Origin of the sequence: Hyphomonas sp. KY3, assembly GCF_017309975.1 — a bacterium.
In the GTDB taxonomy this organism is placed as follows: Bacteria; Pseudomonadota; Alphaproteobacteria; order Caulobacterales; family Hyphomonadaceae; genus Hyphomonas.
Window position 1 is genome coordinate 2,639,417 of the sequence record NZ_CP022271.1, and the last position, 17,749, is coordinate 2,657,165.

Annotated in this window: 15 protein-coding genes; 2 read left to right on the top strand and 13 right to left on the bottom strand. The window is 61.8% G+C overall.

Features of this window, described 5'->3' with window-relative positions; translation table 11 throughout:
• Positions 1-327 precede the first annotated feature (327 nt).
• On the top strand, positions 328-885 hold the full coding sequence (locus tag CFA77_RS12660) for an A24 family peptidase (RefSeq protein ID WP_206991005.1): 558 nt from the start codon (positions 328-330) through the stop codon (positions 883-885).
• On the opposite strand, the gene CFA77_RS12665 is transcribed toward CFA77_RS12660, so the two are convergent.
• The 10 genes from CFA77_RS12665 to CFA77_RS12710 form a co-directional block, all read right to left on the bottom strand.
• Positions 882-1,298 carry a cytochrome c-type biogenesis protein gene (locus CFA77_RS12665; RefSeq protein WP_206991006.1) on the bottom strand — a complete coding sequence of 139 codons (417 nt, stop codon included), beginning with the start codon at positions 1,296-1,298 and terminating at the stop codon, positions 882-884. The two genes, CFA77_RS12660 and CFA77_RS12665, sit on opposite strands and share 4 nt — an antisense overlap.
• Positions 1,295-3,178, bottom strand: a complete 1,884-nt coding sequence (locus CFA77_RS12670) for a heme lyase CcmF/NrfE family subunit (protein WP_206991007.1) — start codon at positions 3,176-3,178, stop codon at positions 1,295-1,297. Before CFA77_RS12670 ends, CFA77_RS12665 begins: the two co-directional genes overlap by 4 nt.
• On the bottom strand, positions 3,175-3,600 hold the full coding sequence (locus CFA77_RS12675; RefSeq protein WP_206991008.1) for a cytochrome c maturation protein CcmE: 426 nt from the start codon (positions 3,598-3,600) through the stop codon (positions 3,175-3,177). The genes CFA77_RS12670 and CFA77_RS12675 overlap by 4 nt, the downstream gene beginning before the upstream one ends.
• Before the next feature lie 56 nt (positions 3,601-3,656).
• Positions 3,657-4,259, bottom strand: a complete 603-nt coding sequence (locus tag CFA77_RS12680) for a tetratricopeptide repeat protein (protein WP_206991009.1) — start codon at positions 4,257-4,259, stop codon at positions 3,657-3,659.
• Positions 4,256-5,689 carry an ATP-binding protein gene (locus CFA77_RS12685; RefSeq protein WP_206991010.1) on the bottom strand — a complete coding sequence of 478 codons (1,434 nt, stop codon included), beginning with the start codon at positions 5,687-5,689 and terminating at the stop codon, positions 4,256-4,258. Before CFA77_RS12685 ends, CFA77_RS12680 begins: the two co-directional genes overlap by 4 nt.
• A 27-nt stretch (positions 5,690-5,716) precedes the next feature.
• A complete protein-coding gene (locus tag CFA77_RS12690) occupies positions 5,717-6,400 on the bottom strand; it encodes a response regulator transcription factor (protein WP_206991011.1) in 684 nt (227 codons plus the stop codon).
• Positions 6,401-6,435: 35 nt separating this feature from the next.
• Complete coding sequence (locus tag CFA77_RS12695) at positions 6,436-6,747, bottom strand: PepSY domain-containing protein (protein ID WP_206991012.1); 312 nt, start codon at positions 6,745-6,747, stop codon at positions 6,436-6,438.
• Between the two features lie 93 nt (positions 6,748-6,840).
• Complete coding sequence (locus CFA77_RS12700) at positions 6,841-7,602, bottom strand: LuxR family transcriptional regulator (protein ID WP_206991013.1); 762 nt, start codon at positions 7,600-7,602, stop codon at positions 6,841-6,843.
• A 72-nt stretch (positions 7,603-7,674) separates the two neighbouring features.
• Complete coding sequence (locus CFA77_RS12705; protein ID WP_206991014.1) at positions 7,675-8,439, bottom strand: LuxR family transcriptional regulator; 765 nt, start codon at positions 8,437-8,439, stop codon at positions 7,675-7,677.
• 145 nt (positions 8,440-8,584) lie between these two features.
• Positions 8,585-9,745 carry a hypothetical protein gene (locus tag CFA77_RS12710; protein ID WP_206991015.1) on the bottom strand — a complete coding sequence of 387 codons (1,161 nt, stop codon included), beginning with the start codon at positions 9,743-9,745 and terminating at the stop codon, positions 8,585-8,587.
• A 232-nt stretch (positions 9,746-9,977) separates the two neighbouring features.
• Between CFA77_RS12710 and CFA77_RS12715 the strand changes: the two genes are divergently transcribed.
• The gene (locus CFA77_RS12715) at positions 9,978-12,422 is read left to right on the top strand and encodes an EAL domain-containing protein (protein ID WP_206991016.1); all 2,445 of its coding nucleotides are present in this window, start codon (positions 9,978-9,980) and stop codon (positions 12,420-12,422) included.
• Here the strand turns inward: CFA77_RS12715 and CFA77_RS12720 are convergent.
• The 3 genes from CFA77_RS12720 to CFA77_RS12730 all read right to left on the bottom strand — a co-directional run bounded on the left by CFA77_RS12720 (position 12,419) and on the right by CFA77_RS12730 (position 17,674).
• A complete protein-coding gene (locus CFA77_RS12720; RefSeq protein WP_242517355.1) occupies positions 12,419-13,339 on the bottom strand; it encodes a DnaJ C-terminal domain-containing protein in 921 nt (306 codons plus the stop codon). The genes CFA77_RS12715 and CFA77_RS12720 overlap by 4 nt on opposite strands.
• A gap of 36 nt (positions 13,340-13,375) precedes the next feature.
• Positions 13,376-13,846, bottom strand: a complete 471-nt coding sequence (locus tag CFA77_RS12725) for a DUF1203 domain-containing protein (protein WP_206991017.1) — start codon at positions 13,844-13,846, stop codon at positions 13,376-13,378.
• A 75-nt stretch (positions 13,847-13,921) separates the two neighbouring features.
• A complete protein-coding gene (locus tag CFA77_RS12730) occupies positions 13,922-17,674 on the bottom strand; it encodes a glycoside hydrolase/phage tail family protein (protein WP_206991018.1) in 3,753 nt (1,250 codons plus the stop codon).
• Positions 17,675-17,749: the final 75 nt, after the last annotated feature.

A 17,749-nucleotide genomic window follows, 5' to 3' on the forward strand; every position in this document is an offset into this window, starting at 1 on the left:
CATCCTCTCAACCGGCACATCGTGCCAGGCTGAGTGTTGGGTTGCCCGTCACTCTTCACGCGAGCTGCCCCGACCCCTTGCCGGCGTCGCACAGGCCCTTTTCAAGGTTCTGCGGCATTCGCCTCCGGAGGCAATGTGTCCCTGCCAGGACGTCATCTCCGGGCCATTGCAATCGTCAAGCGCGTCCCCACCCAGCTGACGAATGTTATGGAGCGGCGTCGGCATCCTTTCCCACAGTCTCACAGACAGGCTTCGACAAGCATTGATTTCTGGCCAAGCGAATGGTCTTCAACCAGATGCCCTCTGGTGGGGCAAAAGGACGAGCAGTTGCATAATAAGCTGACAATAATTCTGACCGGATTGGCCGGGTGCGCTCTACTGGCCAGCGGCATTTCCCTCGCGCCGCCTGGCACTTTGGCATTGACCCTCTGCCTCGGCGCCCTCCTGCTTGGGCTCAGTGTCATTGATATTCGCACATTGACCCTTCCCGATGCCCTGACGGCCTCAACAGTCCTGCTCGGCATCCTGATGGTCTGGCTGACCCGGCCTGAAGCCTGGCGGGCGCACCTGATCGGCGGACTGGTCGGCTATGGCATTCTGGTGATGGTGGAACTCGGCTATCGCCACTTGCGTGGCAAAGACGGACTCGGACGGGGCGACGCCAAACTGCTCGGCGCGCTTGGCGTATGGACTGGTTGGGCGGGCCTTGCCCCCATTATGCTCGTCGCGTCGGCCTCCGCACTGGGGGGCGTGATCGGACTGTCGGCGCTCGGAATCCGCAAGGTCGATGCCGATACGCCCATTCCATTCGGGCCGTTCATCGCGCTGGGCGGATGGGTTGTCTGGCTTGGCGGACGTTTCTTCCTGCCAACCGGACTCTACTAGGCGTCTTCCGGCTCGACGGGATCCACCTGCGCCCTGCGCGAGCGCGCAATCGCGATGCCGATGAACGCGCCAAACAGCAATAGCAAGAATGGCCCGCCCCATAGTAGCCAGCCCGCTACACCGTCCGCCTTCGGACGGAACAGGACAAACTCGCCATACCGGTCCTCGAACCAGCCGCGCACCTCTTCGTCACTCGCGCCATCCTCGATCATCACGCGTACCCGCGCGCGCATGTCTTCGGCAATTGGCGCGGCGGACTGGGAAATCGGTTCATTCTCGCAGGCGACACAGCGCAGCTCGCGCATCAGGGATTGCGCGCGGGCCTCCTGTTGCGAGTTATCCAGCGCAACATCTTCGGCCACAGCGAACCCGGCAAGCACCAGACTGATCAGGATCACAACGAACTGTTTCATGCTTTGCGCCTTGGCCACAGGCTGAAGGCACCGCCCAGCGCCATCAGGATCACGCCGAAATATAACAGGTCAATCATCGGATTATAGTAGACCCGAAACACCCAGCGCGGCGCGCCATCCACCATGCGCTGCTCGCCCAGCGCCGCATAGAGATCGCCGGTGCCCGTCTTGTGGATCGCAGTTTCCGTGGTCGGCATTTGTGCCGCCGGATAATAGCGTTTCATGGGCGTCATGATCGCCTTGGCGCTGCCGCGCGTCGCGGTAAGTTGCGCCCGGTCGGCATACCAGTTCGGGCCTTCGATTGCGCGCACCTGATCAAGGGTCAGCGTCCAGCCGGCCACTGTGCCAGATCCGCCTTCTGCGAGCGCCACCGTCGTCTCATACCGTCCCGTGGTCTCGACCACCGCGCCGATCACAAACAGGCCGAGGCCCATATGGGCCAGCGTCATGCCCCAGACGCGCGGCGGCAGGCGGAAGATCCGCCCCGGCGTGATCGCCCGGCGCTTCAATTCCCACAGTGCGCCAATCACCAGCCACGCACCCAGTGCAAGGCCAAGTGCTGCGCCGATGGAAATGTCCCAAAGGCCAACTCCCAAGGCGAGGAAGACCAGCGCCAGCGTGCCGCCAGCGATCGCCCATTTGGACCAGTTCTTCAAATCCGCCTTGCCCCAGGCCCAAGCCTGAACCACGGGCAATATGAGCAGCAACAGTGCCAGCATCGGCGTGAACGTCAGATTGAAATAGGGCTCGCCAACAGAAATCGTCCGGCCGGCTGCCTCTGCCATCAGCGGAAAAAGCGTTCCGAGCAACACGGTCAGCGCCGCAACGATCAGAACGATATTGTTCGCCATCAGCGCGCCTTCCCGGCTGAGCAACATCCACGGCTTCCCGCCCGGCAGTTTCGGTGCCCGCATGGCAAACAGCACCAGCGCAAAGCCGCCATAGGTCAGCAGGCCGAACAGCAAGAGCATGCCCCGCTCCGGGTCCACGGCAAAGGCGTGCACAGACGTGAGGATGCCCGAGCGCACGAGGAATGCGCCCATGATCGAGAACAGGAAGGCCAGCACCGCCAGCAGCGCCGACCAGGCCCCGAAGCCTTCGCGCTTCTCTGTCACGACAACCGAATGCAACAGCGCAGCCCCGATCAGCCACGGCATCAGCGAAGCATTTTCCACCGGGTCCCAGAACCACCAGCCGCCCCAACCAAGCTCGTAATAGGCCCAGTAGGAGCCGAGCGCGATGCCGAGCGTAAGCGGAATGAAAGCAGCCAGCGACCAGCGCCGTGCCTCCTTCGCCCAGACCGAATCGACCCGCGCTTCCATCAAGCCAGCCGCCGCCAGCGCAAACACAAAGGAATATCCGACATAGCCAAGATACAGCATGGGCGGATGAATGCTGAGCGCCGGATCCTGCAAGAGCGGGTTCAGCCCTGCGCCCTGAAATGGCGCTGGATCCAGCCGCAGGAAGGGCGACGATGCAAACAACAAATAGGCCAGCGCGCCGACCGCCAGCAGGCCCTGAATGCCGAGCGCGCGCGCCTCGAACAGGTCGCGCCCGGTGCGCATCCACAGCGCACCTGCTGCGCCAAAGCCAAGCGTGACAAGACACCAGAGCGCCATCGAGCCTTCATGGTTCCCCCAGGCGCCTGCGATCTTGTAGATCATCGGCTTCAGCGTGTGCGAATTGTTCGCCACCAGCGCGACCGAGAAATCAGACCGGGCAAAGGCCACGATCAGCGTCACGAAAGACAGGATCATCACCGCGAAACCGGCATAAGCGGCCAGCCCCGCCATCCGCCTTTGGCCCGTCAGGCCGAACATGCCCTGCGCCAGCGCCGCTGCCAGCGCCAGGAAGGCCGCAAAATGGCCGAGTTCGATCATCCGGCCACGTCCAGCGGCTTCAGTTCCCGCGGCTGGTAGTTTTCATCATGCTTGGCGAGGATCTGTCGCGCCGTGAACGCGCCCTCCGGCCCGAACTGGCCGGTTGCCACCACACCCTGTCCTTCGCGGAACAGGTCTGGCGCGATGCCGGTATAGCTGACACGGATCGTATGGGGGCTGTTGTCGATGACGGTGAAAATCATGGTCGCGCCATCTTCGGAATAGGCCAGTGATCCCGGCTCGACCCAGCCGCCGACCTTCACAACCTTGCCGTCTTCCGGCTGGCCTTGCTCGGCCAGGATTTCCGGCGTGTAAAACAGGTTGGCATTCTCGCGCAGCGCAAAGAAAGCCAGCACCGCCGCCGCCAGGAGCAGCAGCGCCGCAATGCCAAAAGTATAGAGTCGTCGTGTCCGTGCGCGCATGGCGAGACTTATAAGGGGACTTGCACCGAAAAGGGAGTGCGGCAGATGCAGCCGGACTATTCCGCTTCAGGAACCGCGGTTTCCGGCTGGCTGAGCGCTTCGATCATCGGGGCGAACCGTTCGCGGCGCGGATCATCTTCCGGCAGGCGCGAATAGATATAGCGCATGGCCTGTTCGGCCTTTTCCTGATCGCCTGCCTGCGACGCACCCATGGCCGCCCACATACCCGCGCGCACCTGGGTTTCATCCAGTTCATAGGCCTTGGCGAACAGGCGCGTGGCCTCTGGCGAGACCGCGCCATTGTTCAGCTCGACCAGCGCATCGCCAAGCGCCAGCAAGGCCGGCATGAATTCATTGTCCCGCCGCAAGGCAGACTGGTAGGCCCTTGCTGCATCCGACGTGCGTCCCTGCGCGCGCAGGATTTCACCAATGAAATAGTGTGGCTGCGGGTCTTCAGGGCGTTCCACCACGGTCGCCTCAAGACGCGACAGGGTTTCAGCCTGAGTCAGCGCGCCCGGATCGGTGCGGATTTTCTCCATCAGGCCAGCCTGCCGGTCTTTCATCGGCAAATCGCCCATACCGGGTTTCCCTACCAGCAGATATCCACCAATCGCCACCGCCAGACAAAGTGCGAGGATGATACCGTTCCGACGTGTCATGATTTTGGAAACTTCAACACGGCCTTCAGGCCACCCATGCCGGAATCCCCCAGATCGAGACTGCCGCGATGCAGTTCGGCCAGTTCCTTGACGATGGACAGGCCCAGTCCGGTGCCGGGGGTGGTCTCATCGAGGCGCACGCCGCGCTTCAGGGCGCCCGCACGTTCTTCTTGCGTCAGCCCCTTGCCGTCATCCTCTACCTCTATGGTCAGCGCCTCTGCCCCATCGCGAACCCGCACCATCACTTCGCTCCGGGCCCATTTGCAGGCGTTTTCCATCAGATTGCCGACCATTTCTTCCAGATCCTGTTTCTCTCCCCGGAACACGGCCCCGACCCCGCCGTCAACGGACACGTTGACGCCCCTTGCATCATATAGCCGGTTCAACATGCGTGCGATGCCATCGATCACAGGGCGCAACTCGGTCCGTGCGCCCAATGTCTGCGCCCGCGCCACCATTTGCGCGCGCTTCAGGTAATGCTCGACATTGGTCTGCATGTTTTCCGACTGGCGACGCACCACATCATCCAGCAAAGTATCACCGGTCGCCTCGTTGCGCAGCACGGCCAGCGGCGTCTTCAGGGCATGGGCAAGGTTACCGACATGCGTCCGCGCGCGCTCGACCACCTGCCGGTTATGCTCAAGCAGCTTGTTCAATTCATCGGCGAGCGGGCGCACTTCGGCCGGATAATCCTCAGACAGTTTCTGCCGCGTGCCTTCACGCACCTCGGCAACGTCATCCCCGATGCGCCGCAACGGACGCAGCGAGAACGATATGCCCGCGACCATCGCCGCGAACACACCGCCGAACAGGGCAATCATCGTGCCCAGCAACAAATTCCGGAAGCGCGTCGCCGCCGCATCATTGGCCGCGCGGTCAGCCGCCGCCACCAGAACAAGCGGCGTGTCACGATTGGCGATCAGGATCGCGCGAGACGCCACGCGCACATGCTGTCCGGCCGGACCAACAAGGTCAAAGTCCCCGAACTGCGTCATGCCGGGATTGGCCAGCGTCCGATCCAGTTGACCGTCGCTGAGGGGAACGGGCTCGTCCCAGAGGCTGCGCGAGCGAATGTCTCCCGCGATGTCGCCTTCGGAGCTGACCCCCACAATGGCCCAGTAGCGCCCGGAATATTGCGTGCGAAAACGCACATCCCCGAGAAAGAATTCGCGCTGGGAATCCGTGACCTGGCCATCTTCGAGAAACGCCCCTTCCCGAGTCATCTCGCGGGTCAGGCCAACAAGATTCTGTTCCAGATCCTCTTCCAGCAAGCTGAGCGTCTGCGCGCGATAGACCGCTGACAAGGCGAGCGCGCCGCCGACCAGCACGACCAAGCCCCACACCGCCGCTGCCAGCATGATCCGCCGCGCCAATGACAGGCGCGTCCAGCGGTCCAGCAGGGTCGGGTTTGAAGGGGCGCTGTCGCTCATGGTCCGGGCTCCGGCGCGGTGCGGGCCTTATCCGACGACGCGGGTTTCGGCATCCGGCACGACAAGGCGGTAGCCAAGGCCCCGCTCGGTCTGGATACGGTCCTGCCCGATCTTGCGGCGCAGGCGACCGATGAAGACCTCGATCGTGTTCGAGTCGCGATCAAAATCCTGATCGTAGATGTGTTCGACCAGTTCCGTGCGCGGCACGACGCGGCCCATATGATGCATCAGGTAAGACAGAACGCGATATTCGTGCGCGGTCAGTTTCACAGGTTCGCCATTCACACTGGCACGGGCGGCGCGCGTATCGACCACCAGCTTGCCAGCCTCCAGCGTCGCGGCAGAGTGACCGGCGGCGCGGCGCAACAGGGCGCGCAAGCGCGCCAGCAACTCTTCGGTAATGAACGGCTTGGTGAGGTAATCGTCAGCGCCGGCATCAAAGCCAGCCACCTTCTCGCTCCACGAATCGCGGGCGGTCAGAATCAGGACCGGGAAGGATTTTCCGTCCGCACGCCATTTCTTCAGGACGCTGACGCCGTCCATCTTCGGCAGGCCGAGGTCCAGGATCACCGCATCATAGGGTTCGGTGTCGCCCAGAAAGTGGCCATCCTCGCCATCTGCGGCGAGGTCCACAGCATAGCCTGACTGTGAGAGCACATCGGCCAGCTGGCGGCGCAAGTCTGAATCATCTTCAACTACCAGGATACGCATCTACACGTCCCTCCGATCTAATAAGCAATGTCGGGTCAAGCACCCTGCCGGTCAAGGACTGCACCCGTACGGGCGTCCACCGTAAAGCGCATCTTGCGGCCATCCCCCGTCATCCAGTCGATCTTGTATTGCGGCTTGCCGCCATTATCGAACAGGTCTGCACCGAGTTGATAGCCGCCATATTGCCGCTTCAGGCTCTGGAAAATCTGGCTGAGGGGAACGGTTTTGCCCTGCCGCACCGAATCGCGCGCCTGGCCGGGCGACCATTGGTTACGCCAGTCCTGAGCGATCGCCGGAGGCGTCACCACAAGGCCCATGGCCAGAAGAAGGGCAGAAATCCATTTCATACCATGGCTGTATAGGCATCAGGCTCTGAATACCAAGTGAACATATGCCGTCGGATTCGTTCAGGCTGCGATTGGTGCCAACAGGATGGGCAATCAAGCACGTTTCGGACGCGCACGACGCTGTTGCGCGGCTGCCTCGACGTTCGGGTCTGACGCGATCACGAGCCCGCGCATTACGCCCTTCATCACGGCGGAGGTTCGGTCGAACACGTCCAGCTTGGCAAAGATTCGTTTCACGTAAGTGCCAACAGTCTCCTGGCTGAGGTCCAGCATGTCCGCGATGCCCGCATTGCTGCGGCCTTGCGCCATCCAGTGCAACACGTCGAGTTCGCGGCTGGACAGGTTCATCTCATATTGCAGGTCAGCCGACATCAGCTGGCAATAACGCAGATAGGCGGTCTCGGCGCCAATCTGGAAAAGCGACAAATCGACTCCGTCCAGATCATCTTCTCCGGATTCCGAACTGGCGGCGATGAAGCCAACCCGCGCCGCCGACCCGTAAGTGGCGACGCATATGCCCTTCGCCATGCCCCATTTGGACAAGTCTGAAAGGTATCGGGTTTCCCGCTCATTCAGCACGACATCGCTTGGCAAGTCATGCCAGCGAAAGGCCGTTCCGATCCGCACCGAAATGTCTGGCAGCGGGTCGTCCATATGACGGGCATCGCGATAGGCGGTTTCCCACTCTTCCGGAAAGCCTGCATTGGTCAGCCCGCGACCTACCGAGCGATCATGGCCAACCGGGGACAGACACAAAAGCCGCGGCACACCCATCTCGCCAAAGGCCGAGACGGCCGCTTCGCGCAGGTCCTGCAACGATCGCGCCTCTATCAGGCCCTTCAATTTGTTGAGCACGCCACTGCCTCCCCGGACTCGAGGAGGATTGTGAGGGCTCGCGCGATATTTTCAAGCAGAATAGTAGAAATACTATCCATCTCTTCGACGTTTCGCTCTCATCTGGTCGGCGACAAGCTCAGAAATCGGGTCCGACACGATGACCATTCCCTGACGGACCCCCTTCATCACGGCCGAGGTTCGGTCGAACACTTCCAGCTTGGCGAAGATACGCTTCACATATGTATTGACCGTGTCCTGACGGATGCCAAGCACATCGGCGATGGCACTATTGCTGCGGCCCTGCGCCATCCAGTAGAGGACGTCCTGTTCGCGACCGGACAGCTGGACCGGTATGTCCGGGTCCATGGTTACCAACTGGCAAAATCGCATGAAGGACGACATGCCCACAAACTGAAAGAACTCGCGGTCAATGCTCTCGACTTCCGGTCCGTCAGGATCCGTGCTGGCCGCGATCAGACCCACTCTCGACACATTGCCATATTGGAGCATGCAAATTCCCTGACCCATCTGCATCTCTCTGAGGAACTCCATATAGGCGAGTTCATTCTCTGAGAGCGACACCGATGATGGCAGGCGGTGCCAGTATAGCGGCCCGCCAATTCTGGAAGCGGCGTCCGGGATCGGGTCGTGAACCTGCCAGTTCAGTTCGTATGATTTCTGCCACGTCTCAGGAAAGCCGAAGCTCGCCGTGTTTCGGGTCAGCGACCGGTCACTTCCAATGGGACCCTGAAAATAGACGCGGGTCAGTCCAATCTCGCGCAAAGCGGCAACGGATCTGTCAAATATATCTTCGACCGTACGTGATCGAACTATATGGCGCAGATGGCCCAGCATTGGTCCAATCCCATTTTTCGAATGGGAAGATAGACCAAACCCGCTCTGCGGCAATCATATTCGCCCGCTTTAGGGTTGAATATTGATGGGCCCGCTGCCTCTCTCGCGAGACGGGAGCCTCCGCTCTGTAACAGCTGCGACAGACCTAGCCGCCGAGCAGCAGCAACGTCGTCGCATCGGAACTGATACCCGCCTGCAGGGCATAGAGGTGATCCAGCAGGTTCAGGGTTTCCTTGGCATCATGGCAGCGGTCATCGACATAGAACCAATAGTCACGATACTCGACCGCTATCGTCGCAGTGGTCGGGCGCGCCGCCGCCGATTGCACGGCGAACAGGCCCCCATTCACATCATGCCAGCCTCCCGGTGCCCGACAGGGGTCGTCCGAATATTCCAGGACAGGTTGCGAGGCACGGGCAATGTCGCGGTGCGCCTCGGGCACGTGAACCGATTGCGACAACGCCGACAACACGCCGAGCAGAGATCGCCCGCGCGCCGCATAATCGCCGAGGGCATTGCCCCGCGTTGATATCTCCGTGATGTAGCGGTCACCCGGAATCACACTGACATCCGACACCCAATAGCGCCGAAAGAAGTCGGCGAGTTGTTGGCCGAGTTCCGAGGTACGATCCCATTTGAGGATCACACGCGGCTTGCCATCTCCATCGGTCTCGGATGTGTCCGGATCGACGACCTGCACCATCAATTGTCCGCGTTCCTGCAGCGAACGCATCAGCGCGGCCAGTTCGCGAAAGCGCGTATTGTCCGGCATGACCGGCGGGGTTGGCCCGGCGGCTGCCCGCGCATTCTCGAGATCACCAATTCGGGAGACGCAACACAACATCAACCGTTCGACGCTCCAGCCCGACTGGCTCATCAGGAAGATGGTCGCCGGCGGCAATGGCTGCAGGATCTGTTGGGCATAGTCCGACCCCCTCAACGCCGAATAGGCGATCGAGGGCTGACTACTCATATTGGTGCCGACATTTCCATTCAGGACTTCATCCAGATTCTGCCCGCCCAGCGCCAGCGCTGACGCCAGCATGCCGTTGATCTGGGTGTTTTCGGTTGTGGTAATCCGCTCAGCATCAACAAAGGTGACAGGATCATTGTATCGCAGGCGAACAATATTCATCAGCAATTGTTCCTGCCGGGCATCCGAAATGGCCGAAGAATAGGCAAGCGTGTCGGATTCAATGGGGGAAACCGGCCGGTTCGGATGTGCGCACGCAGACAGAACAGCCAGGCTGGCGAGCACCAGTTTCACATTTTGACGGCGCCTCGAATTTGTCCGGCGGTCGATCATTAATATTTCTCCCCGATTTATTTACTTACACATTTCCGGCCACCGCAAGAACGACACCCCGTCACTTGATTCTGTAATCAAACATACAGAAGGCACGTTTTCGACAAGTTACCGAAAATTTTTCTCATCCTTCCAAAACCGGCAGAGTGGCCCCGGATTGACACAGTAGGGTTTGTTTTTTGGTAACGTAATCATCTGCATGAAAATCCCGTAAAAGGATTTTTACTTTCAGATGTACGAAGTGTTGAACTGCATAACGACGGAGCATGACTGGAAGCACGTGCTTGCCTCCTTGTTCGTCCTGGCATTCAGCAATTGTTGTTCCCTGATCATCTACTATCGCAGCCAGGCTGCATTGGTGACCCGCAACAAGATCCTGTGGGCGATTGCCGCCGGCACAGTTGTAGGCCTCGGGGTCTGGGCCACCCACTTCATCGCGCTGCTCGGTTACAAACCCGGATTCGAAATCGTCTTCGACGCGGGTCGCACAATCGTGTCCGCCCTTATCTCTGTCGCTGGCTTCGTCACCACAGCATTGTTGCTGCGACTGAACGCGGATGGCACGCTTCGTCTGGCATGCGCAGGCATCGCGACCGCTGCCGTGGCCGGAATGCATTTCTATGGCATGTCGGCGCTGAGCGCCTCTGCCGTAATCGAGTACGATACAATCACCATCACAGCCGCAATGGTGCTCGGCTTCCTGGGCTATGTCGGCACCTATTTGCTCGGCGCGAACTCGAATGTCCGCTGGAGCACGGCGATCGCCACAGTCACCAGCGTACTGGCGGTCATCTCCATTCACTTTGTCAGCGCGTCCGGCACAACCCTGATCCCGATCAGGGGCCTGAGTACGCCGATAGTTGCCCTTCACACCACCGGCCTCAGCGCAATCATCGCCGTCGCCATGCTGGTCGTGGTGGTCCTCTCCGCCCTTGCGGCCGGCCTCGATAGTAATTTCCAGCGACTTCGCCACAAGGAACAACGCAAATTGTCCGTGCTGGCTGATTCAAGCAGCGAAGGTCTCTTCATGGTGTCAGCTGATGGTCTCGTCCTCCAGACCAATATGGCCGCACGGATCATGTTCAGCGACCGCTTGAGCGACCTCAAAGACCTGAAGGATCTGGGCCATCTGGCGGATGTGGATCGATTGCCAAAGCTGTCGGGTCGCTCTGTTCAGGACCTTTTCCAGATTGAAGACGAGACCTTCTCCCTGAAGGAAAACCGGGATTATGGCGAACGCCGCATCCGGTTCGCAGATGGCCGTGAGATGATCGCCACGATCTCCAGTCGGCGCACTGAGGACACAAACGAAGATTTCGTCTTCTTTGCGGTTCATGACATGACCCAGCGCATCCGCGCCGAAGCCCGTGTGCGCGCACTCGCTTACCGTGACACTCTGACAGGCCTGGCCAACCGGGTTGCCTTCAATATGGCGCTTGAATCGTCTGTCAGCAAAGACGCTGAGCATCGCAAGAACCTGGCCGTCATGATCATTGATCTGGACGAATTCAAGGAAGTCAACGATCAGTACGGCCACGGCGCTGGAGACACGCTCCTCAAGGCGGTGGGCCGCCGTATTTCCAACCAGCTGTCTGACAAGGACATGGTGGCCCGTCTCGGGGGGGATGAATTTGCTGTTCTGGTGCGCGGCCGATCCACTCCCGAAGAGGTTACCCGGGTTGCGAACAACATACTGGCCGCCATTTCCGAACCACTGGCCATGGGCAAGCGAACGCTGAACTGCGGCGGCAGTATCGGCATCGCAATCGTCCCACAACGCGCGACCAGCCCTGCCCGCATCCTCACCTTTGCCGACCGCGCGCTTTACTCCGCCAAGGCTGACGGACGCGGTTGTGTACGGTTCTATGATGCCATTCTGCACAAACGCCAGATCGAAAAGCGCAATCTCGAACGCGCGCTCCACAAGGCGATAGAGAATGACGAATTCGTGCTGCACTTCCAGCCGAAAGTCAGCGCATCCTCGCGTGCCATTGTCGGCCGGGAAGCGCTGATCCGCTGGAATCGGCCAAATGTCGGCCTGATCGGCCCGGATGAGTTCATTCCCCTGGCAGAGCAGAGCATGCTGATCAATGATATCGGACGTTGGACCATCTTCGCTGCATGTTCTGCAGCCAGCCAATGGTCGGGCAAGGAGACGGTGGCCGTAAATCTGTCTGCCCGCCAGTTGCTCGATCCGGACTTGGTCGACCATGTTCGCACCGCACTCGATCAGACCGGACTTGATCCAGAGCGCTTTGAGTTGGAGATCACGGAAACCGCAATCATCCACAACACCCAGCTCGCCACCAGCATCCTGCTTGATCTGAAAGCGCTCGGCATCAAGATTTCTCTGGATGATTTCGGGACCGGCTATTCGTCCATGAGCTATATTCAGGATTTCCCGTTCGACCGGATCAAGATCGACCGCTCCTTCGTGACGTCCATGAATGCCAACGTAAAATCCCGCGCCATTGTCGAGGCGATCATCCACCTCGCCCATTCGCTGGACATTCCGGTCGTGGCCGAAGGTGTTGAAACCGAAGACCAGGCCGAAGCGCTGGCCCAGCTGGCATGCGAGGAATTGCAGGGCTACCTGATTGCCGCTCCCGCCCCGTTCGAGGACATGGTTGCCCGCGTGCTGGCCGACAATCCTATTTTCGAGATCGAGGTCGCCTAGCGCCCTTCAGCCCAGGCTTTCAGCCCGTCATCTTTCGGATCATCCAGCACGATTTCAAGTCGGGCATAGAGATTGCCCGGCGTGGATGTCTGCACACCCTTGCCGCGCAAACGCAATTGAGAGCCGGTATTGGAGCCCGCAGGAACTTTCAAAGTCACCGGGCCGGACGGTGTCTTCACCTCGACACTGCCGCCGAGCACCGCGATCTTGAGATCGATCGGTACTGACATGCGCAGATCCTTGCCATCGCGTTCCCAGACGCTGCTGGGCTTCACTTCAACCTCCAGCAAGGCGTCTCCGGGCGGTCCGCCATTGGGCGATGCCTGCCCCTGACTTTTCAGACGTAGCGTCTGCCCAGATTCAATGCCTGCCGGAATATTCACATCCAGCGCTGTATTGTCGGCCATGGTCATGCGCCGTCGCGCGCCCGTGACGGAATCCGCAAAGTCGATCGTCACGCGATAGCGTACGTCACGACCCTTGACCGGCCCGCTGCGCCGCGACCGGCCACCCCCGAACATGCCGGACAGGATATCCTCGAATGGGTCGCCCTGCGCGCCGCCAAACGGGTTGCCACCGCCGCGCGTTTCCCAGCGCTGTCCCCCGCCGCCGGGCCCGCCGCCCGGATAGCCGCCGCCAAAGCCGGTCGGATGTCCGTCGCCGTCAATCTCGCCGCGGTCGAACTTGGCTCTCTTTTCCTTGTCGCCAAGAATGTCCCATGCCTGCGAGACCTGCTTGAAAGCTTCCAGCTTTTTGGGATCGTCCGGATTCTGGTCCGGATGCAAATCCTTTGCTTTCTGGCGATGCGCCTTCTTGATTTCGGCCTCGCTGGCCGAGCGGTCAACGCCGAGCACTTTATAGGGATCGAGGGCCAAGGGCGGGAAATCCTTCCAGTCACGAATCTGATATCCGATCACAGTTAGGATGTCCGGAACCGTAATGAAACCCGGATATTACCTTACCGGATCAACCCGCGCCGCAAAGCATCCCGGTTTGGCATTGTGCAAATGCAGATAGGCAACCCCCTCAGACGCCAGCATGGACGGGATTGCCGCGCCAAGTCCAGCCCCCTTGACCACATCGGCGGCCACCATGTCATGCGCTGCATTGAAACCTCGAATCGAAATCAGACGCCGCGCCAGAACCTCCGGCACTTCGCCTTTGGCTGGCACATATTCCGCCGCACCTTCGCGCACGAAGATGGCATGCGAGCCCCGGTAGGGCGTCGCCTCATCATGATAGGTATGGTTGAGGAGATAGAGCGTCTCCCCAATCGCAGCGTCCTGCAAACTCACCCGGCAGGGAAAGCCGGGACTCACATCCGCAACGATTTTCTGAATGTTATGCACCGCAAGTTCGGCCTCGGTCAGGCTCGGCAAATGCGCAAACGTCTCGGCGGCGAGACCGGTAATCTGGAATGTCATGGTGGGCTCCTGAATTTATGCCTGCCAATCTGCCGAAGCGCGCCAAACGCCGCCACCCGATACGTGCTGCAGGTCTTAAATCACCGCCCACAACCCAGTTCGCCCGTCCGCCCCAATCTCCGCCACCCGCGCTGAGGCAGCGCCGACAGGCCATTCCACAAACGGTACGTTCACCACCACTGGATCGCCAAATCCCGCCCCCATATCGAACCCGACGGCAAACCGTCCGGCATTCTCCGCCTCCGGCATGGCCCAGCTTTCTGGCACATCCGATCCGCGCTTGGTCCAGCTGAGTTGGTCCGCCCGCACACGCAGATGCGCCACAGGCCAGGGCAGGCCCGCACAGTCCTCGAACATGGCCGTCTGTGGGATATCATCCGCCCTGGCCTGCCAGACCAGCTCCGCCCCATAGGCCTCCCCGCCAAGGCGTGCCCGCGCCACCGCCGCATCCAGCATCACCAACCGCGCCCCAATCGCTGCGTCGCCGGGCACACTCCCTCGCTGCCCCCGCAACAGCCCGGTCAGACGCCATGTGTCGGGCGCGATCAGGTCAGCCTGTTCAAACTGCACACATTCCCAGCCGGCAGCCGTCTCCAGCAGCGCGGCGTTGCTGCCCGACAGGACACGATCTTCCGGCAGGCTCGCAAACTCTCCGCCCGGACAATACACATCCAGCGCATTTGCGCGGTCCCACCGCCCCACCGGCCCCGCGCCGCACGCTTCCGTCAGCCGCCCGATTACCGCCGGCCGTTCCAGTCGCACCGCCTCGCTCAGCGCGTCGTCGGCCAGACCGGCAGACACGACCACCTCACCCGGCCACGGATCGGCCCACGCCGCCACGAGTGGCCCAACGCCTTCGCCAAACTCCGGCAGGCTCGGCGCATCCATGACGACAAGGTCCACCCCGCCGAATACAGGCGCAGCCGGCGGCGCGCTGCCCGCCTCGCCCGCCCGCACGCGCGGCATCGCGGCAACCTCCTCCCGGCAGGTCAGCGCCCGCACACCGCCCCGGTCGACAACATCCGTGACACGCCAGACCGGCCCGTCCTCCACGCGCAGCCCATCCCCCGGCTCCAATGCAAGCGCCGACAGTGAAAGCGCACACATCGCCGTCTCTCCACTCGCCGCCGATGCCAGCAGCGCCCCGGCCACCGCCTCCGCCCGGCTCGCCCCAAGCGCCAGCGGCAGGGCCACGTCCTGCACCAGCCTTGCATCACCGCCGTCAATTCGCGCCTCCGCCATGCCCGGCTGATAGTCCGCCTCAAGATCAACATGGGTCAACCTGAGCCGCGCCGGTGCCTTGTCGAGCAGGGCGCGGGTCTTCTTCAGTCCGCCTTCGACCAGCGCGCCGGACGCCACATCCAGCACGCCGCCCTCGCCCGCCATGCGAAACACCAGCGCCCCGCCGCGCTCCACGCACTCGAAGCCATACGCTGCCCTGAGCGGCTCCAGCGCCGCCCGCACCGAATGCACCCCGTCCAGCCCATAGCCTTCGACAATACCATCGAGCCCGGACACATCGACCGCCGCCACGCCGCCCCGGGCGCAGATATCCGCCACCACATCGGCCAACGGCGCAAGGCCCGACCGCCCATTCAGCCAGTGCCCGCGCGCCCAATTGCCGCCATCGCTCCAGACCTCCTCCTTCAGCGGCCAGGCCGGAAAGGGCCGCCCGTCCCACGCCCAGAGATAAGCCGCTTCAACCAGCGGGCTCGTCTCCCAGTGCGGCAACACCGCCGCCAATGCCCTCCGCTGGAACACTTCGTCCCGCGCCCCGCTCGAATAGGGTGGCAGCGCGCTCTCGCTGCTCTTGGGATCGTAGAACAGGTTCGGCGCATTGCCGCCCTTGTCGACCGCCGCAAAACCGATTTCCATCAGGCGAACGGGTTTCATCCCCGGCACCCATCCGGTCGGCGTCGCCGCGCGCACCCCGCCCGGACGCTCGTGATGATACGCGCCCGCCCAGCCGGCGATATCCTTCTGTCGGAACACGAAATGCTCGCCATGCGCTGTATCATTGATCGGTGTACGCACTTGCGCATCGCGCGCAGCCTGATCCGCATAATACCAGTCATACGCCTCCCCACCCGCGATCTGGGACGTCAGATAGGCCGGATCATCCTCCGCGGCATATCCTGCCAGCGCATCGAGATGATCGTCGCCATCACGCCAATCCCCCAGCGGCGGATACCAGTCGACGCCGACGAAATCGACATCCGCACTCGTCCAGAGCGCATCCATCGGAAACAGGACATCGCCCGATCCGTCCCCCGGCACATAGGCGCCATACTCGGTCCAGTCCGCGCCGTAAGAGACCTCCGCCCCCGGAAGGATCGCCTTCACCTCCGCCGCCAGCGCCACCAGCGCCTCAACGAACGGAAACGCGCCCGTCGCATCCCGCACGCGGCTGAGGCCCACCATCTCGCTGCCGATCAGGAACGCCTCGACCCCGCCCGCCTCGGCGGCCAGCCCAGCATGATGCAGGATGAAGCGCCGGAACCCGTTCGCGCCACTTACGAAACTATCAATCTCACTGCGCGCCGCCGCGGTGCCATCTGTCGACACGCCGATCCGCCCGCGCCAGGGAAAGCCCTCGCTATCCATGAACAGGAAGGGTGACAGCGTGACAGACAGCCCCCGCGCTTTCATCTCCTGAATAGCGCCGATGACGCACCGATCCGCAGGCGTGCCCCCATAATTCGGATGGCCGTCCTCATCGCGGGAAATGACAAAGGCATCGCCCCGCGCGACACCCGCCACCTGCCACGCATAGGGCACCGTTACCCGCTCGCGCGTTTCCACGCCCGGATGGATTTCGCACGCCCCCGCCTCGATACTGGTCCCGAACCAACCGACCGTCAGCGCCGCGCGTGACACGTTCGGCAGATCACTTTCCAACTGGTCCAGCGACACAAGGAAATCTGCCCGCGCTTCGCCGGACCACGCATTCAATGCGCGCTCATGCCCCGGAAACCTCTGTTCCCGCACAATCTCGGTCGCATAGACGAATTCGCCCGAGGCCGGGATGATGTTCACGCCCGTCACCACATCGCCTAATCCCGGCTCAGACCCGCCCGGCGGCACGCGCTCGACCTCGACGGAGAGCTGCGGCAGCCGGTTGCCAAACGCCTCCAGTGGCAGATCCTCAAACACGATATAGGCCGTCCCGCGATAGGCCGGTGCCTCGCCCTCGATCATCTCGATCAGCGGGTCTGGCTCTTGCGTCTCATCGCCCGGATAAACCCGGTGCACCACGCCCGACAGGTCAAACGCCTCGCCATTCGCCCAGGCCCGCCGCACGCCGAGGATCGGCCCCTCGCCCAGCGCCACGGCAAAGCTGACCGAATAATCATACTCGGTGACCTTCGGCCCACCCTTGCTACTCGCCCGCCGCGTCGTCTTCGTCTCCTTGAAGCGGGCCGCCCAGATCACCTGACCGCCGACCCGCATCCGGCCATAGACCGAGGGCAGGCCCGCCCCCTCGCGCGCTTCCATCACCGGCAGGGATTTGACGCGTGGCCCTTCCTGCGCCTTCACGTTGAGCCGTGACAGCCCACTATCATCGCCGCTGCGCAAATATCGCCCCCAGGCCGCGCTGCGCGCATCCTCGTCGGCCGTCTTCCCCTCGCCTGCCTCCGGCCGGGCCATTTTCAGGCTCAGCGCTTCGAGCCGCCGGTCAATGCGCGACAGCCGCTCATCCGTCAGCGGATCGCTTGTGCCCCTGGCTTCGATCTCGGCAAGCCGGGCATCATTCGCCTCGGTATAGGCGGCAAAGGCGGCCATCAGTTCGGCATCGCCGCCGCCCGCCATCTTGGTTTCCTTGGTCATATTGTCTCCATTCCTCTCAAATCCATCATCCTTCGACGTCGCTCAGGATGAGTTCCGTACTTTCAAAGCGCTCAT

Coding starts and splice junctions, on each gene's coding strand:
- CFA77_RS12685 (WP_206991010.1), bottom strand. CDS start 5,689: ATGAGCGACAGCGCCCCTTCAAACCCGACCCTGCTGGACCGCTGGACG.
- CFA77_RS12695 (WP_206991012.1), bottom strand. CDS start 6,747: ATGAAATGGATTTCTGCCCTTCTTCTGGCCATGGGCCTTGTGGTGACG.
- CFA77_RS12680 (WP_206991009.1), bottom strand. CDS start 4,259: ATGACACGTCGGAACGGTATCATCCTCGCACTTTGTCTGGCGGTGGCG.
- CFA77_RS12690 (WP_206991011.1), bottom strand. CDS start 6,400: ATGCGTATCCTGGTAGTTGAAGATGATTCAGACTTGCGCCGCCAGCTG.
- CFA77_RS12705 (WP_206991014.1), bottom strand. CDS start 8,439: ATGCTGGGCCATCTGCGCCATATAGTTCGATCACGTACGGTCGAAGAT.
- CFA77_RS12670 (WP_206991007.1), bottom strand. CDS start 3,178: ATGATCGAACTCGGCCATTTTGCGGCCTTCCTGGCGCTGGCAGCGGCG.
- CFA77_RS12675 (WP_206991008.1), bottom strand. CDS start 3,600: ATGCGCGCACGGACACGACGACTCTATACTTTTGGCATTGCGGCGCTG.
- CFA77_RS12730 (WP_206991018.1), bottom strand. CDS start 17,674: ATGACCAAGGAAACCAAGATGGCGGGCGGCGGCGATGCCGAACTGATG.
- CFA77_RS12710 (WP_206991015.1), bottom strand. CDS start 9,745: ATGATCGACCGCCGGACAAATTCGAGGCGCCGTCAAAATGTGAAACTG.
- CFA77_RS12725 (WP_206991017.1), bottom strand. CDS start 13,846: ATGACATTCCAGATTACCGGTCTCGCCGCCGAGACGTTTGCGCATTTG.
- CFA77_RS12665 (WP_206991006.1), bottom strand. CDS start 1,298: ATGAAACAGTTCGTTGTGATCCTGATCAGTCTGGTGCTTGCCGGGTTC.
- CFA77_RS12715 (WP_206991016.1), top strand. CDS start 9,978: ATGTACGAAGTGTTGAACTGCATAACGACGGAGCATGACTGGAAGCAC.